Genomic DNA, 17,058 nt, shown 5'->3' with positions numbered 1-17,058 from the left:
GGCCTTTACTAGTTTTTTATTATGTAAACAAAAGGAGCTGTTTTGTTATGAAAAAATGGACAGGGGTAACTGTGTTCATCCTTATTGGAACGCTGCTTTCGGGTTGCTCATTTTTGAATGATGTGAACAATACGCTAAACTATGCTGATGAAGCACAAGAATACGCAAATGAAGCGTCTGCATTCATGAATGAAGCACCAGCCTTAGTGGAACAGGCTGTGAACGACCCTGATAAGCTGTCAGAATTGGAGACTCTTTTAGAAGAGATGAAATCAGACATTGAAGAATTTAACGGCTTGGAAGCTCCAAATGTCGGGGGTGACCTTCACCAGCAGGTCGTAGACTATAACAACCAGGCTCTTCAAGGCATTGATGTGTACTTAGAGAACATGGAGAATGGATCTCTCGACCCGGAAGTAGTAAGAAACACAGACGCTTTTCAATCCTTTGAAGAAGTGCGCAGCATCATTGATCAGGTGCAGCAGTTATCCCAGTAACGAAAAAAGAGGGCCCCGTAATATGAACGGGGCCCTTTTTTTGATCTATTATGAGGTGCAGAGGGCTGAAGTGCTATCTTCACCCTAGTGGTAAGCAGCATTAATGGACGGTACGGTATAACCCTACGACCTTACCGAGGATCGATACATCATTGACGATGATCGGATCCATCGTTGCATTCTCGGGTTGCAGGCGAATGTGATTGCGTTCTTTAAAGAAACGCTTGACCGTCGCTTCTTCCTCTTCTGTCATGGCTACGACAATGTCCCCGTTTAACGCGGTTTGCTGCTGGCGGACTATGACCATATCCCCGTCGAGGATTCCTGCTTCAATCATACTCTCTCCCTGTACGATTAGAACGAATGTGTTCTCTTCTGATCCAGCGATGTTACTTGGAAGGGGAACGTATTCTTCGATATTCTCAACTGCTGTAATCGGTGAACCGGCCGTAACTTTACCGATGACCGGCGCATAGGCAGCTTCTGTGCGGGGGATCGTATTGTCCTCCTCTAATTCGATCACTTCAATGGCTCTTGGTTTGGTAGGGTCTCTTCTAATATAGCCTTTTTTCTCCAGTCGAGACAGATGACCGTGAACAGTCGAGCTGGATGCGAGGCCAACAGATTGACCGATCTCCCTTACAGAGGGTGGATACCCTTTTAACATGACTTGCTCTTTAATATAGTCTAAGATTTCTTGCTGCCGCTTTGAAAGTTTACTCATAGATTTACACCTCGTACATAGATTTATAGTAACCACATTGTACCATGAGAAGAAAGAGAATACAAACAAGCGTTCGAATTTTTGTAGTTGACAAGTACATGTGTTCGTATATACAATGGAATCACAAGAAAGGCGAACAAAAGTTCTTAGGAACGTTCGTTCTTATAAAACGGAGGGATTATAGATGTTTAATAAGCTATCGAAACTTGATGTGACGTATATCATTATGTTTGTGGCAAGCTTAGCTTTTCTTTACTTTTCAATGGTCACGAGTGCTTAATTTATAGTATGTTAGTGATAGATTCTAAGTAGGGAGAGGTACGAAACATCATGAGAGTCATCCTATACTGCCGTGTGAGCACGGAAAAAGAGGCCCAGGTCTCTTCATTGAAAAGGCAGCAGTCAGAACTCAGGCAAATGGCGGATGCCCATAACATGCAGGTCGTGGACTGCATTGCAGAGCAGGCAAGTGGATACAGCATAGAACGGGACGGAATTTTCCGCTTGCTTGACTATTTCACGAATGAAGAAGCGGATGCGCTTTTGATCCAAGATGAAACGAGGCTTGGACGAGGGAACACCAAGATTGCCCTGTTTCATCAATTGAATAAACTGAATATACCCATATATTCGTTGACCCACGATGGCAAACTCGATTTCTCGGAATCCGATTCCATGGTTCTTCAAATCGTTGGAATTGTAGAAGAATACCAACGTAAGTTACATAACATGAAAATACGCCGCGGAATGAAAAAAGCAGTCGAGAACGGATTTGATCCATCCAAAAACCTTTCCAATCAGCACCTCGCGCCAGGGAGAGAACGGATTGATTTTCCTATAGAAGAAGTGGTGCGTCTGAGGAACAATAAACTAACCTTCAACGAAATTGCAGCCACGTTAAGAGGGCTTGGATATGACGTGTCGAAAGCGACCGTTCATAGAAGGTACAAGGAACACGTTTCACTTGAAAATTTGGATACGAAAGGTTAGGATATAGTAGACAAGAGTCATTAGATTCTTGTCTTTTTCCTTTGGACCGCATTTGAATGACAAGAGACTATTTTTCACAAAGGAGCTTTGTCCATGATTTCACAAGATAAATTAAACCGTATAAACGAACTTGCTAATAAATCTAAAGAAGCTGAACTGACTAGCGCTGAAAAGCAGGAGCAGAAAAAGTTACGAGAAGAATATTTGAAAAACGCTCGTAAATCCTTCAAAAGTCAGCTGAAAGGCGTAACAGTCGTTGACCCCGCAGGAAATGACGTAACGCCTGCCAAGCTGAAGAAAATGCAGAAAAACGAGCGCAAGCATTAAGTATAAATCCGCACGCAGTCCCGTGCGGATTTTCTTATTTAGACTATGAGGGCGCTTCCACCTTTTTTGTTTAAAGCCGCCTTTTTTGGTGAAAATAGTCATCATGGAACGTCAAAACGAATGAAAAATAGGTTCTACACTTGTGTCCTGAGTGTTTTCATTATAGGATAATACTTGTTACATACCTGATAAGAAAGGGGATTGTTAAACTATGGCAAACAGCCTTGAACAAACTTCAATTAATACAATTCGCACATTAACTATTGACGCAGTAGAAAAAGCGAGCTCTGGTCACCCGGGGATGCCGATGGGTGCAGCACCTATGGCGTACACGCTTTGGACTGACTTCATGAACCACAACCCTAAAAATTCCAAGTGGTTCGACCGCGACCGCTTCGTCCTATCCGCAGGTCACGGTTCTATGCTACTTTACAGCTTACTTCATCTCTCTGGATACAAGGTATCCATTGATGACTTGAAAGATTTCCGTCAGTGGGACTCTAAAACTCCAGGTCACCCTGAGTTCGGACATACAGACGGTGTAGAAGCGACAACTGGTCCACTTGGACAAGGTCTTTCTATGGCAACTGGTATGGCTATGGCAGAAGCGCACTTAGCTGCGAAGTATAACCGTGAGGGTTATAACGTCGTGGACCACTATACGTATTCCATCTGTGGTGATGGAGACTTAATGGAGGGTGTTTCTCAGGAATCTGCATCCCTTGCCGGTCACTTAGGACTTGGTAAGCTGATCGTTCTTTATGATTCCAACGATATCTCTCTAGACGGCGACTTGGACCGCTCCTTCAGCGAAAGCGTTGAAAAGCGCTATGAAGCATACGGTTGGCAGGTTATCCGTGTGGAAGACGGTACAAATACGGAAGAAATCGCAAAAGCGATCGAGCAGGCAAAAGCGAACACAGATCAGCCTACAATGATTGAAGTGAAGACCGTTATCGGTTACGGAGCTCCGACAAAGTCTGGTAAATCAGATTCTCACGGCGCGCCACTAGGTGACGAAGAAGCAACAGCTGCAAAAGAATTCTACAAGTGGGAGCACGAACCATTCCACGTACCTGATGAAGTGTACCAAGACTTCCAGAACAAAGTACAAAAGAATGGGGAAGATCAGGAAAGTGCTTGGAACGAACTGATTTCCAAGTATTCTGAAGCACACCCTGAACTTGCAAAAGAATTCAAAGCGGCAATCAATGATGAATTTCCTGAAGGATGGGAGAATGAGCTTCCAACTTATAAAGCTGGAGAAGACAAGCTTGCTACACGTGCTTCTTCCGGCGAGGCGATCAATGCATTGTCTCAAGCTGTTCCAAACTTCTTCGGAGGAAGTGCTGACCTTGCAGGATCAAACAAAACAGCTGTCAAAGGAGAAGAAGACTTCTCACGCGAAAACTATGCCGGTCGTAACGTATGGTTTGGTGTACGTGAATTCGCAATGGCAGCCGCTCTTAACGGAATGGCGCTTCACGGTGGCCTGAGAGTTTACGGCGGTACGTTCTTCGTATTCAGTGACTACCTTCGTCCTGCCCTTCGTCTATCTGCACTAATGGGTCTTCCTGTTAACTACGTGTTGACACACGACTCTGTTGCAGTTGGAGAAGATGGCCCGACTCACGAACCAGTCGAGCAGTTGGCTTCCCTTCGTGCGATGCCGAATCTATCTGTCGTAAGACCTGCAGATGGGAACGAATCCAGTGCTGCTTGGAGACTAGCTCTTGAATCACAATCTACACCGCATGCTCTTGTCTTAACTCGTCAAGGTCTTCCGACACTTGAGGGAACAGCGGACAAAGCGTACGAAGGTGTGAAACAAGGTGGATACATTCTGTCTGACTCTGATAAGAGCGAGCCGGATGCGATTCTAATGGCTTCAGGTTCTGAAGTTCAGCTTGTCATGCAGGCGAAAGAAGAACTGAAGACGAAAGGATACGACGTTCGTGTCGTAAGTATCCCGTCCTTCGACCGCTTCAACAAACAGAGTGCGGAATACAAAGAAAGTGTCCTTCCGACAAGCGTTCGTAAACGTCTTGCTGTTGAAATGGGAGCAAGCTTCGGTTGGGATCGTTATGTTGGCCTTGATGGCGCGATCATCGGTATCGATACATTTGGTGCTTCAGCTCCAGGAGAGACTGTTATCGAGAATTACGGTTTCACAGTAGATAACGTTGTGAAACATGCTGAAAGCTTGATCAACTAAATTTAAATGTAAAAGTCAGCCACCGGGTTTTCCCGGTGGCTTTTTTATTCTCTAGTAGACAGTCCTCCTATTTTGTTAACAGCGACCCTTTGACAAAATTCGCGATACGTTCCGTACATGAATTGACAAATTTTCATCTCTACGCCCGTTATAATGGGCACAAGGAGTGAACGCTTATGGATATGGTCGTCTTTTCAATACAGAGAGAGATTGCTGAGAACTATTATTATAAAGTAGAGCTGATGAAGCGCTTCTTTTTGGATATGCTGAAAAAACCGGACTCTGCGAACCTAATGAAGCAGTGGGGGTATATTGCCGAATCGTTTCCTTTCAAAGAGTGGGTAGAGAAGCACTCTCCTTTGAAAGAAGCGGCTGTTCTGCGTATAAATGGACAACTTCCTTTCTTCGATTATGGCGAAACCTGTGGTATAATGAACCATAAGAACTATTGTTGTCAATTTCAGTGTGAGGACCTGTGGCAGGCAGAAGCGATGGTACTAGAGCCCCTTCGCAAGTCGGCGCACTCGTTTTTCATCTTAGAAACGAGTGGAAAACACTACGGATGGCTCTCCCCGCTTGCCGGTCAACAAATCCTCTTATAAAAACACCTATTGTATTTGTGAAAGTGTTTTACTATACTGTTATGGGAGACAACACGAAGGAGGAAGACGAAGTTATGACTTTGGGGATTGTATGGGTCATCATCATTGCTGTATTAACCCTTGTCGGTGGAGTAGCGCTTGGCTTTTTCATCGCAAGAAAGTATATGATGAACTACTTGAAAAAGAACCCGCCTATTAACGAACAGATGCTGCGCACATTGATGATGCAAATGGGTCAGAAGCCATCACAGAAGAAAATCAATCAAATGATGCGTTCTATGAACAACCAAATGGACAAGTAAAATCTTGTCATATCAAGGGTTACAGCTATTTATCAGCAATATTTTTTACGATGAAACTACAGGATGACTCATCCTTTTCTTAATCTTTCATTGGAATTTTGCACAATTTAGCTTAATCATTCAAAAAACCACTTCTCCTTTTGAATTCTTTACAGGATTCAATTTCAGGAGAGGTGGTTTTTTCTATACAGAAAAGCGATAAGAAGAATTTTCACATGGCGAACGTCATAAAGAACAGAAAGCCTTATTTTGTTCACAACTTGTATCATCGTATTTCACAAGGGGATTTGATACAATAATCATGAGATTACTATTGGAGGACTATTTATGTCAGAAGTTAATGTGTTTCTCGCCTTCGGTGCGGGGTTCCTTTCCTTTATTTCACCATGTGTACTACCGCTTTTCCCTGCGTTTTTGTCTTACATAACAGGCATGAGTGTCAGTGAGCTTAGGGAAGAGAACGCCATGTTGAAGCGTAAAAGCTTAATTCATACGGTGCTATTCCTGCTGGGATTTACCACGATTTTCGTCATTCTCGGATTATCAGGATCCTATTTTTCACAGTTCTTCATTTCAAACGATACAATCATCCGGAGACTTGGAGCCATCCTGATCATCTTCTTCGGACTCGTCATCATAGGAGTTTTTAATTTTCAATTCCTTATGAAAGACAGAAAGGTTACGTTCAAGAACCGTCCTGTAGGCTATTTCGGCTCGTTTATCATCGGATTGACGTTTTCCCTTGGCTGGACTCCATGTACAGGTCCCATCCTTGGTGCAGTCCTTGCCCTTGGTGTTGAGAATCCCAGTTCATTCTTTGTAATGATGATGGCTTATTCCCTTGGTTTTTCTATTCCGTTCCTTCTTCTTTCCTTCTTTATTGGAAAATTGAACTGGATCAGGAAGAACAGCGCAGCAATCGTCAAAGTAGGTGGGTATTTAATGATCGTAATCGGAATTGCGCTATATTTCGACTGGATGACGATGCTCACTTCTTATTTGGCCGGGCTCTTTAATTTTCAAGGGTTCTAATCATGGATTTTTAGGCTCTTTTGTAATATGATAAGGGTATTGAAAAGAAAAAGGAGTATTTGTATGACCCGAACAAACGACATCATTTTAAGAACAACGACAACACTCATTGCCTTTATACTACTTGGGTTTTCAATTTACTTATTTTTTGCGGGGCACAACAATCCTGGTGGAGGTTTCATCGGTGGATTGATGACGTCGGCAGCATTCGTACTCATGTATATGGCCTACGGCGTAAAAGCGATGCAAAAGATTCTCCCAATTAATTTCAGGTTAATGCTTACTGTTGGGCTGACCATTGCAGTAGCGACAGGTATTGGTTCCTTTATGTTTGGTGAGCCGTTCCTCAGTCAGTCGGACGCTTACTTTCAACTGCCTGTCCTTGGGAAAACACACTTGGCTACGGCACTATTGTTTGATTTAGGTGTTTACCTGACAGTAATCGGAGTGACCATGACGATTATCTTAACGATTGCGAGTGATCGTGGGGAAGTGAAGTAAGGGGGAGCTTTCATGGCAAAAGTACTTGTCGTAGATGACGCGAAATTTATGCGCATGACGTTGACGAACATTTTACAAAAAGGGAATCATGAGGTTGTAGGTGAAGCAGAGAACGGGCAGGAAGCCATTTTGATGAACGAATCGCTTAAGCCTGATTTGATTACGATGGACATCACGATGCCTGAAATGAATGGGATCGAAGCGCTGAAAAAGATTAAAGAAAAAGCGGATGATGTGAACATCGTCATGTGTTCTGCGATGGGCCAGCAGAAGATGGTCGTCGAAGCCATTGAGAACGGAGCTAAAGATTTTATCGTCAAACCGTTCGATGAGGCACGTGTGCTTGATGCTATTGATCGTGTTCTAAACTAAAGGCTGGTATCAGATTAGAAAGTGTGAAATGTTATGTTTTGGTTCATTGCCAGCACGGTAATGGCTGCCATCATGGCGACGGGGATGATTTTCGTCCGCCTGCGTGCAGCCAGAAAGCCGGCAAGTGTAAAAAAAATAATTCTGCCACCACTATTTATGAGCACAGGGGCTCTCATGTTTTTGTTCCCTATGTTCAGAGTGAGCTTTACTCAGGTGTTGGAAGCCATGGCTGTTGGCGCCGTATTCTCCATTTTCCTGATCCGAACATCTAAGTTTGAAGTGCGTGAAGGCTCGATCTATTTGAAGCCTTCTAAAGCATTTATCGGCATTTTGTTCGGATTGCTAGTCTTGAGGATCATATTGAAGCTCGTCATAGGGCAGACGATTTCCTTCGGGGAAACGAGCGGAATGTTCTTTCTACTTGCTCTTGGTATGATTTTAACGTGGCGGATCGCTATGTTGAGACAGTACATACGGTTGGAGAAATCAATTACAAATACCGACACAGCCAAAAGAGTGTAGGCGACATCACCGCCTGCACTCTTTTCTAGTTGAAAGAAGCACCCCGAGCGATTTGCTCGGGGTGCTTCTCATTGTAAGTATGGTTTATTGAACGTTTCGAGCTCTGGAAGGTTTATAATCACGTTCCAACAGCGGTTCATAAGGGGCAAGATCGATTTCCTTTTCGTCGAGCTTTTTAATGAGAAACTTATGGTCGCGTTTCGGTGTGGCCAAAATGTATCCTTCGATAATCAAGTCCTGCGTCATCTTCTTTTTTTTCTTCTCGATGGCCAGCTCCCCGATTCTACCTGCAATTTTCTGCCTTGCGACATCACGGAAGAGCTCCGGTACAGGAGAAATGAGCTCCTCCAGCAGCGCTTTCTGATCGTTTGACCACATATGCTTCGTTTGATCTACGTAATACTCTTCCCAGTCGATGACTGACTTGCCATCTTCTTTAGGCAGACGTTTCAAGAATTTACGGAACATGAAAAATCCTCCGATTCCCATAAGCGTCACCATGATGACAATCCATCCAACGATGAATAGGGCAAATACACCTGACATGCTATCACCTGTTTCGTTATTCTCTGTCGATATTCTCTACTATTATAACCCAAATACCTGAAGTTGAAAATATTCCACAAGATGTTAGGAGAAGTTTATCAAACAAAGCGCTCGACAAATGATAGCGCTTTCAAGTGTCAAATTCCGAAAAATTTGCACATTTATTTTACTTATAAATCGTTTTCATTTACAATTAAGGGTGCAGATTTGTGAACTTCATAGATTGGAAGAGCAAATTAGCGATTTGGGGAATGAATAAGCTTTACGCTTTTTCATTGAAATATTGAAGAGGGGGTAAAAGGAATATGGCTAGCAATGCATACAATGCTCGCAAACAATTTGACTTAAACGGCCAAACGTATAACTACTACGACTTGAAGGCCTTAGAAGATGCGGGACACGGTAAGATCTCCCGTCTACCTTTCTCCATCCGTATCCTTCTGGAATCTCTCCTACGTCAACATGACGGACGTGTCATCAATGATGATCATGTCGAGAGCTTAGCAAACTGGGGTACAGACAAATCAAAAGGGGAAGATGTTCCATTTAAACCTTCCCGCGTAATCCTACAAGACTTTACAGGGGTACCTGCTGTAGTTGACCTTGCTTCTCTACGTAAAGCAATGGTTGATATGGGGGGCAGCCCGGATGAAATTAACCCGGAAGTACCGGTTGATCTTGTAATCGACCACTCCGTACAGGTAGATAAGTACGGAACTCCAGACGCCTTGAATGTGAACATGGAACTTGAATTCGAACGTAACGCTGAGCGTTATGAGTTCCTGCACTGGGCTCAGAAAGCTTTTAATAATTACCGTGCTGTTCCACCTGCAACAGGTATCGTGCACCAGGTAAACCTTGAATACATCGCCAATGTCGTCCATGCAAATGAGAATGGCAACGGTGAAATTGATACTTATCCAGATACACTAGTCGGAACAGACTCACATACCACAATGATCAACGGACTTGGTGTTCTTGGTTGGGGTGTTGGTGGAATTGAAGCCGAAGCAGGCATGCTTGGACAACCATCCTACTTCCCAGCTCCTGAGGTTATCGGTGTTAAACTTGTTGGAAACTTCCCACAAGGAACGACAGCGACAGACCTTGCGCTTAAAGTGACCCAAAAACTTCGTGAACAGAACGTAGTTGGGAAATTTGTCGAGTTCTTCGGACCTGGTCTTCAGGAGATGCCTCTTGCTGATCGTGCGACGATCTCAAACATGGCACCTGAATACGGAGCAACATGTGGTTTCTTCCCAGTTGATGGAGAAACACTTGAATATCTACGTCTAACGGGACGCAGCGAAGAGCAAATCGAACTCGTTGAAGAATATTCTAAACGCAACAACCTATGGTTCGATCCATCTCAAGAAGATCCAGACTTCACTCAGCTTGTTGAAATCGATCTTGGAGAGCTTGAACCGAACCTATCCGGACCTAAGCGTCCTCAGGACTTGATCCCACTTTCTGAAATGAAGGAGTCCTTTGAAAAGGCGATCACAGGACCTGAAGGAAACCACGGATTCGGTTTAGACAAATCTGAGTTCGATAAAGAAACAGAAGTACAATTCGAGAACGGCGATAAATCTGTCATGAAAACAGGTGCGCTTGCGATTGCGGCTATCACGTCTTGTACAAACACATCCAACCCTCACGTAATGCTTGGGGCTGGGCTTGTAGCGAAGAAAGCTGTTGAGCTTGGTCTTGATGTTCCAGACTACGTGAAAACTTCACTAGCACCAGGGTCTAAGGTTGTGACACGCTACCTTGAGGATTCCGGTTTAATGGAGTTCTTGAATCAGCTTGGGTTCAACCTGGTTGGTTACGGATGTACGACATGTATCGGAAACTCTGGACCACTTCTTCCTGAGATCGAGAAAGCGATCGCAGACAGCGATTTGACGGTTTCTTCGGTCCTTTCCGGTAACCGTAACTTTGAAGGACGTATCCACCCGCTTGTCAAAGCAAACTACTTGGCTTCACCACCATTAGTTGTTGCTTATGCCCTTGCAGGAACTGTAGATATCGACCTGAAGAACGAACCAATCGGAAAAGGCAAAGATGGTAAAGACATTTACTTCGATGACATCTGGCCTTCACAGGAAGAAATCAAAGAGCAGATCAGCAACGTGGTGACACCAGAGATCTTCCGTAAAGAATATGAAAGTGTCTTCAACTCCAATGAGAAGTGGAATGAAATCGAAACAACGGATGAGCCATTGTACGACTGGAACGACGATTCTACGTACATTCAAAACCCACCGTTCTTCGAAGGATTATCTACGGACCCTGAAGAAGTGAAGCCACTAGAAGGAATGCGCGTTGTCGGTAAGTTCGGTGATTCCGTAACGACAGACCACATTTCACCAGCAGGTGCGATCCCACGTGATATGCCTGCCGGCGAGTACCTTCAGGAAAAAGGTGTTGGCCCGCGTAACTTCAACTCCTACGGCTCCCGTCGTGGTAACCATGAAGTCATGATGCGTGGTACATTTGCCAACATCCGAATTCGTAACCAGTTAGCTCCAGGTACAGAAGGTGGATTTACGACGTACTGGCCGACTGAAGAAGTCATGCCTATTTATACGGCAGCTATGAAATACCAACAGGACGACACACCTCTCATGGTGATTGCTGGTAATGATTATGGTATGGGAAGCTCCCGTGACTGGGCAGCAAAAGGTACAGACCTTCTAGGCATTAAGACAGTTATCGCCGAAAGTTTCGAGCGTATTCACCGTTCAAACCTTGTCATGATGGGTGTACTGCCTCTTCAATTCAAAGATGAAGACTCCGTTGAAAGTCTTGGTCTTACTGGCCGTGAAACGTTTGATGTAGAAGTCGGAGAAGACGTGAAACCTCGCGATCTTGTCAAAGTGACAGCTACAGACGAGAGCGGTAATAAGAAAGAATTTGATGTAGTCGCTCGTTTCGATAGTGAAGTTGAAGTTGATTACTACCGTCATGGTGGAATCCTTCAAATGGTTCTACGTAACAAGCTTGCGAAATAATAACAGGAAGCCGTCCTCATTCCTTGAGGACGGTTTTTCTATTTGTGAAAAGTTTTCTAAAGCCACGCTGATGTTCTTTACAAGGCTTGGTCATGTCGGCTAAGGTAGTACATAGAATAGTAAAGATACTGTCCGTAAGAGAGGGCGTTACAACATGTGGAAAAAAGTTTCAGCAACAGTTATTCTGCTTTTTCTAATCGGGTTTGCCGTATTCAGCTTCGTTCAGGATAAGAGGGCTGAGCAGGCTGACATGGAGAAGCAGCAGCTGGAGGGACCGACGTTGGTTGCACCAGCAGGGATCAAAAGTTTGCAAATGGGTGATCCTGCCCCGGATTTTGAATTGGAAACGCTTGATGGTAAAACCGTTACCTTGTCGGAACTTAAAGGGCAGAAAGTATTCCTCAATTTTTGGGCGACATGGTGTCCACCCTGCAGGGAAGAAATGCCGGAAATGGAGAAGTTCCATCAGGAGTTCGGGGACGAAGTAAAAATACTCGCCATTAACGGTACAGGAGGGGAACAGGCCATCGGTCGTTCAGAAAAAAAGAAGAAAGTGAGCGACTACGTAGAAAATGGAAACTACACATTTCCCGTCCTTTTAGACATGGAGCTGAATGTCACTTCAGAAAAATACCAAGTCATATCGATCCCGACAACATACTTTATCGGCACGGACGGCGTCATTCAACAGCCGCGTAAAAACGGTCCGATGACGTATGAATTCATGGTTGAAATGAAAGATGCTTTAAAATAGGTATAATTTTCTCGAAAAATGGGAAGTCTTCTACAAAGGAGAGATTCCATGAGAAAATCACAATCTATGACGTTGGAAGAACGAATTAAGGAAAATATTCGTACGATTCAAGAAGATCAGAAGCTTCTTGACCAGATTGACGACCGCATCGATCAACGCCATCATGAAAGGCTGAATCAAATCCCATCTTAAGTGTGGGATCTTTACATAGAAGCACCTCAGGTAGGGCAACGTATGAATGACTCTTCATAGGGTCGACATTCCTACTTGACGGAGGTAATCGTAATGTCTCATAAACAACAGCACATGGCCAATAAGAAGCCGAATCCGGATAATCGCGCAGATAACGTCGAACGGATTCAGGACAACGTCCAAAATACGATTGAAAACATTGAAGCTTCACATGATTCGATGCAGTTTGCAACAGAAGAAGAAAAGCGGAACATCGAGAAGAAAAACAAGCATCGTAATCAGTCTTTGCGTGCAATGCGAGATGAGATCAAAGAAGAGTCACGCCATCAAGATTATTAAACATGATGAACCACCCTCTCATGAGGGTGGTTTTTTAATGAGTAATGAGTAATGAGTAAGACGTCAAGGACTCATCGATCTGAAGTCGATTCGATCACTATGTCGCTTGGAACTCTTCATAGCGGACGACCGCTTTTGACTATGATAAAATGGGATACATGGTCGAAAGGAAGGGATCGATGATGAACGAATTAATGAACTGGAATACAATAGACGAACAGCCTCCGGTTACAGAAGTCGAGGCTTTACGATACTTAGATCAACATCAAATCGATAATAAGGAACAGATGGCATTGCTTTATGCCGCTCTTGCTTATCATAGAATTAAGCGTCATCCTGATCGGGATGCACTAGCTGACCAATTCATCGATGAAGCTAGAATCCTTCATAGCAACCACCGATTAGTGAACGACTTATATGAGTCGCAGCAAATTTTGCAAGCATACAGTCTGCTGAAACAGACGCCCCTCGAGCAGTGGGTGCTTCATGAAACGGACCATGATTCAGCCAAAGCGAAAAAGGCACGTGCCATCTATGACGATGTCATCAAGCTGAAAGAAAAATGGGATGGTGAACTGGCTAAGAAGACCATTATTGATGCTTCGAGCCGACTAAAGCTTTATCAGGACGTTTATGAAAAGCTTGAGGCGCTTGAAGAAATGGTAGAGGATGCCCTTCATTCCATCGAAAACCGAAGAATACGGATTCCTGTAAGAGAAATCAATGAACGGACGAGAGAATTATCGGATGATCAGGATGAACTTTATAAACGCCTGCCTGCCTTTCTGACAGATTCCTCTCAACAAAATCCATTAGAAGCCTTTGATCAAATGGTCGGATTGTACGATGTAAAAGGCTATATCAGAAGGTATTATCACTTCTTGAAATACCAGCAGCGCCGGAAGAGCTTCGGCTTTTCTATGGTTGATGAGCCGGGTCTTCACATGATCATTACGGGGAATCCAGGTACAGGAAAGACGACCATCGCGAGACTTCTTGCGAACATCTATCATGAACTCGGCATTTTGGATACGAAGGAAGTGGTAGAGGTAAATCGTTCCCACCTCGTGGGTTCCTACGTCGGTCAAAGTGAAGAGAATACGATGAGCTACGTAAAACAGGCGATAGGTGGCGTACTGTTCATTGATGAAGCATACAGCCTGAAGCGTGAAGGTCAGACAGGGAACGATTATGGACAAGCAGTCATCGACACTTTGGTCTCCGCTATGACAAGCAAAGAATTCGGTGGCAGATTCGCAGTCATTCTCGCCGGTTATCCGGAAGAAATGCGTCAGTTCCTCTGGTCGAACCCAGGACTTAGAAGCAGGTTCCCAGAACAGAATCAAGTGCAGCTGCCGGATTACCAAATGGACGAGCTGATGACGATTGCTGAGCAGACCGCCCTTGAAAATGACTTCTTTTTCACAGAAGAAGCCTTGAGGGAATTTACATCTTTGATCGACCAGGAGAGGGTGGATGATTCATTCGGAAATGCCAGAACCGTCAAGAACCTCGTATTGAAGACCGTTTTCCAAAAAGGTGCCAATGAAGCGGAAAGGGATAAAGAACACTGGTTGGATCATATGAGAATCAGCCAGGAGGATCTTGCTTTCGATACACCCGATAAGGGTGAAGAGGGTTCACCGATGGAGCGGCTGGACCAATTAATCGGGCTGCAAAATGTAAAAGAGGAAGTGAAAAAGTTATCTTCCTTTGTCCAGGCCCAGCAAAAACGGAAAGAAAAAGGCTATCCTGTTGTTCCGATTCAACTCCACTCTGTATTTTCCGGTAATCCGGGTACCGGGAAAACGACGGTCGCCGACATTTATGCCGGAGTATTGAAACAGTGCGGCCTTCTTAAACGGGGACATATGGTTGTCGTTTCGAGAAGTGACCTCGTCGCCGGATATGTTGGTCAGACCGCTATGAAAACAAAGAAAAAAATCAGGGAAGCGCTTGGAGGAGTCCTGTTCATTGATGAAGCGTACTCCCTTTACAACGGCGGTCGTGATGATTTCGGAAAAGAAGCGATTGAAACGCTTGTAGACGAGATGACCAAACATAACGAGAATCTGGTTGTCGTCCTTGCAGGTTACCAGAGGGAAATGGAACAGCTTGTGGAAAGCAATCCTGGACTATCTTCTCGATTTAAAAAATATTTCCAATTCCCTGATTACGATGAGCGTGAGCTTCTCGACATGACTCATTACCTTGCTTCTGAGTTCGGGTACCATTTTAACGAATGGACGGAAGCGTTCTTGTTAGAGAAGTTTAAGGATTATGCTGTTCGTGGGAATGGTCGGTTCATTCATAACCTCGTAAACGAAGCGATCCAATTCCAAGCGATTCGGATCATTGACGGAGAGGAAACAGATATGAATGAGCTCGAGCTGAACGATTTGGAACAAGCATGGAATACGTTAAGAAGGGAGTCTTCTTCATGAAAGTAAATGAAACGCCGATACAAGTGAGGTACCAGGAAACGGACATGATGGGTGTCGTCTATCACGCGAATTATCTTGTCTGGTTTGAAATTGGACGAACATCCTTCATCGATTCACTGGGATTTAAGTACGCTGAAATCGAAAAAGAAGGCGTAGTCTCACCCGTGATCGATGCATCCATGAGTTTCAAAAACCCTGTTCGATACGGGGAAGAAGCAGCAGTCAAAACGTGGGTGAAAGAATATGACGGGCTGAGAGTCACGTACGGATATGAAGTTGTCCATAACGACGGGGAAACAGCCGTCACGGGTGAGACAAAACATGTCATTGTGAAAAAAGACAACTTCCGTCCGGTTTCCATTAGACGCAGCTTCCCAGATTGGCATGAAGCGTATCTTCAAGCGATGGAGAAGACGTCGTAATGGCATTCGGGCTGAAGCGGGAAGAGTTGATGGCTTGGAAGAGGAAGGTGAAGAATGGGGAAATCGCATTCCTCACGCACTTTTGGATCGACGAACGATTTCCCGGCTGCGATACGGTCACCAAAGTCGGCTCCTCCGACCTTAAAGCTTTAAAAAAATGGGGAAAGCAATATGGCTTACGACCTGAGTGGATTCACCAAGACCCCAGGTTTCCCCACTTTGACTTATTCGGAGAAACGCAGTACCGTATTTTGAAGGCAGAGAATCAACTTAATCAGATCGAACGGTTCAACTTGAAACCTTAAGGAGCGCTTGAAAGAGCGCTCCTTTATTTTAGGGAGGGAGCTCCATGAATCCATATGCACACATTCACCCTTATGTAAGAGGTAATCTCTATATATTGAGGGAGGAGATCTATAAAAAGCTTAAGATGACACTAGGATAGAAAGGAGGTTGTTGTGATGAGAGAAGATGTGTGGAAGACGGCTGATCAACTGATTTCTGAACAATTTCCTGGTTGTGATGCAGCCCTGCTCGCAGGGAGTGTCATCAGAGGAGAAGATACAAGTACATCTGACTTAGATATCATCATTTTTGACGAAAGGATCGAATCCTCTTACAGGGATTCTTTTTATTTCAAAGGCTGGCCGGTTGAAGTATTTGCTCATAACTGGACCAGCTATTTAGATTATGTGACAAAGGATATAGAGGTAGCCATTCCATCATTACCAAGGATGATAGCAGAAGGAAGAATACTAAGAGGGCACAAGAACCTTTTTAATATAAAAAAAGAAGCCGAACACCTGCTGGAGAGAGGACCATCTCTATGGAATACTGAAACGCTGGAAACGAAACGATACTTCATTTCAGACACGCTGGACGACTTTATTGGAAGCAGGGACCGCGCCGAATCGATATGGATTGCGCAAGATCTAAGCATCAAACTGCACGAATTCGTCTTGAGAACGAATGGTCATTGGATCGGAAAGTCTAAATGGGTCATTCGAGCATTGAGAAACTATGATGAGCGATGGGCGGAGCGGTTTATTGAAGCATTTGAAGCATTTTATAAACAGGGAGAAAAGCAGTGGGTAATCAATTTAGTCGACGAAAGTCTACAACCATTTGGAGGGCGGCTTTTTGAAGGCTATTCGAGAGGAAAACAAGAAACGAATGATTCCACTTAAAACTTAGTAGCAACTCCGAACTGAACTTTAAAAACAAAAATCTTTAAACACAAGATAAACGGTAGGTCGATAAAAA

20 protein-coding genes are annotated in these 17,058 nt (G+C 44.2%); 18 read left to right on the top strand and 2 right to left on the bottom strand.

Annotated elements, in window-relative coordinates; genetic code table 11:
- Positions 1-47: 47 nt before the first annotated feature.
- A complete protein-coding gene (locus LCM20_RS00410) occupies positions 48-497 on the top strand; it encodes a DUF6376 family protein (RefSeq protein WP_225193448.1) in 450 nt (149 codons plus the stop codon).
- 100 nt (positions 498-597) lie between these two features.
- On the opposite strand, the gene lexA is transcribed toward LCM20_RS00410, so the two are convergent.
- Complete coding sequence (gene lexA, locus LCM20_RS00405; protein ID WP_225193447.1) at positions 598-1,221, bottom strand: transcriptional repressor LexA; 624 nt, start codon at positions 1,219-1,221, stop codon at positions 598-600.
- 330 nt (positions 1,222-1,551) lie between these two features.
- Here lexA and LCM20_RS00400 point away from each other — a divergent pair, with 330 nt between their 5' ends.
- The 9 genes from LCM20_RS00400 (at position 1,552) to LCM20_RS00360 (ending at position 8,084) form a co-directional block, all read left to right on the top strand.
- The gene (locus tag LCM20_RS00400) at positions 1,552-2,211 is read left to right on the top strand and encodes a recombinase family protein (protein ID WP_225193446.1); all 660 of its coding nucleotides are present in this window, start codon (positions 1,552-1,554) and stop codon (positions 2,209-2,211) included.
- A gap of 93 nt (positions 2,212-2,304) precedes the next feature.
- Positions 2,305-2,538, top strand: coding sequence for a DUF896 domain-containing protein (locus LCM20_RS00395; RefSeq protein WP_225193445.1), 234 nt, complete (start codon positions 2,305-2,307; stop codon positions 2,536-2,538).
- 211 nt (positions 2,539-2,749) lie between these two features.
- Positions 2,750-4,753, top strand: a complete 2,004-nt coding sequence (gene tkt, locus LCM20_RS00390) for a transketolase (RefSeq protein WP_225193444.1) — start codon at positions 2,750-2,752, stop codon at positions 4,751-4,753.
- 176 nt (positions 4,754-4,929) lie between these two features.
- Positions 4,930-5,355 (top strand): sporulation inhibitor of replication protein SirA, encoded by a 426-nt coding sequence (gene sirA / locus LCM20_RS00385; protein ID WP_225193443.1) that lies wholly within the window; start codon positions 4,930-4,932, stop codon positions 5,353-5,355.
- A gap of 74 nt (positions 5,356-5,429) precedes the next feature.
- Positions 5,430-5,657 (top strand): YneF family protein, encoded by a 228-nt coding sequence (locus LCM20_RS00380; RefSeq protein ID WP_412097974.1) that lies wholly within the window; start codon positions 5,430-5,432, stop codon positions 5,655-5,657.
- 327 nt (positions 5,658-5,984) lie between these two features.
- Positions 5,985-6,689, top strand: coding sequence for a cytochrome c biogenesis CcdA family protein (locus LCM20_RS00375; protein WP_225193441.1), 705 nt, complete (start codon positions 5,985-5,987; stop codon positions 6,687-6,689).
- A 63-nt stretch (positions 6,690-6,752) separates the two neighbouring features.
- Complete coding sequence (locus tag LCM20_RS00370; protein ID WP_225193440.1) at positions 6,753-7,190, top strand: Na(+)/H(+) antiporter subunit B; 438 nt, start codon at positions 6,753-6,755, stop codon at positions 7,188-7,190.
- A gap of 12 nt (positions 7,191-7,202) precedes the next feature.
- Entirely contained in the window at positions 7,203-7,562 is a 360-nt protein-coding gene (locus LCM20_RS00365; RefSeq protein WP_225193439.1) for a response regulator, read from the top strand.
- A 33-nt stretch (positions 7,563-7,595) separates the two neighbouring features.
- Complete coding sequence (locus tag LCM20_RS00360) at positions 7,596-8,084, top strand: CcdC family protein (RefSeq protein WP_225193438.1); 489 nt, start codon at positions 7,596-7,598, stop codon at positions 8,082-8,084.
- A gap of 84 nt (positions 8,085-8,168) precedes the next feature.
- Here the strand turns inward: LCM20_RS00360 and LCM20_RS00355 are convergent, their stop codons facing one another.
- Entirely contained in the window at positions 8,169-8,630 is a 462-nt protein-coding gene (locus LCM20_RS00355) for a DUF2621 domain-containing protein (protein WP_225193437.1), read from the bottom strand.
- Positions 8,631-8,935: 305 nt separating this feature from the next.
- Between LCM20_RS00355 and acnA the strand changes: the two genes are divergently transcribed.
- The 8 genes from acnA (at position 8,936) to LCM20_RS00315 (ending at position 16,982) form a co-directional block, all read left to right on the top strand.
- The gene (acnA, locus tag LCM20_RS00350) at positions 8,936-11,644 is read left to right on the top strand and encodes an aconitate hydratase AcnA (RefSeq protein ID WP_225193436.1); all 2,709 of its coding nucleotides are present in this window, start codon (positions 8,936-8,938) and stop codon (positions 11,642-11,644) included.
- Positions 11,645-11,798: 154 nt separating this feature from the next.
- Positions 11,799-12,398: a TlpA family protein disulfide reductase gene (locus LCM20_RS00345; protein WP_225193435.1), complete on the top strand. Its 600-nt coding sequence runs from the start codon at positions 11,799-11,801 to the stop codon at positions 12,396-12,398.
- Positions 12,399-12,446: 48 nt separating this feature from the next.
- Positions 12,447-12,590: an FbpB family small basic protein gene (locus LCM20_RS00340; protein ID WP_225193434.1), complete on the top strand. Its 144-nt coding sequence runs from the start codon at positions 12,447-12,449 to the stop codon at positions 12,588-12,590.
- 93 nt (positions 12,591-12,683) lie between these two features.
- Positions 12,684-12,929: a small acid-soluble spore protein Tlp gene (tlp, locus tag LCM20_RS00335; RefSeq protein ID WP_412097973.1), complete on the top strand. Its 246-nt coding sequence runs from the start codon at positions 12,684-12,686 to the stop codon at positions 12,927-12,929.
- Positions 12,930-13,111: 182 nt separating this feature from the next.
- The gene (locus tag LCM20_RS00330) at positions 13,112-15,373 is read left to right on the top strand and encodes an AAA family ATPase (protein ID WP_225193433.1); all 2,262 of its coding nucleotides are present in this window, start codon (positions 13,112-13,114) and stop codon (positions 15,371-15,373) included.
- Entirely contained in the window at positions 15,370-15,795 is a 426-nt protein-coding gene (locus LCM20_RS00325; RefSeq protein ID WP_225193432.1) for an acyl-CoA thioesterase, read from the top strand. The genes LCM20_RS00330 and LCM20_RS00325 overlap by 4 nt, the downstream gene beginning before the upstream one ends.
- Positions 15,795-16,100, top strand: a complete 306-nt coding sequence (locus LCM20_RS00320) for a hypothetical protein (RefSeq protein WP_225193431.1) — start codon at positions 15,795-15,797, stop codon at positions 16,098-16,100. Before LCM20_RS00325 ends, LCM20_RS00320 begins: the two co-directional genes overlap by 1 nt.
- Before the next feature lie 156 nt (positions 16,101-16,256).
- The gene (locus LCM20_RS00315; RefSeq protein ID WP_225193430.1) at positions 16,257-16,982 is read left to right on the top strand and encodes a nucleotidyltransferase domain-containing protein; all 726 of its coding nucleotides are present in this window, start codon (positions 16,257-16,259) and stop codon (positions 16,980-16,982) included.
- Positions 16,983-17,058: the final 76 nt, after the last annotated feature.

This window comes from Halobacillus litoralis, from assembly GCF_020171725.1.
Classification (GTDB): domain Bacteria; phylum Bacillota; class Bacilli; order Bacillales; family Halobacillaceae; genus Halobacillus; species Halobacillus litoralis_F.
This window is presented reverse-complemented; position numbering and strand designations above follow the sequence as displayed.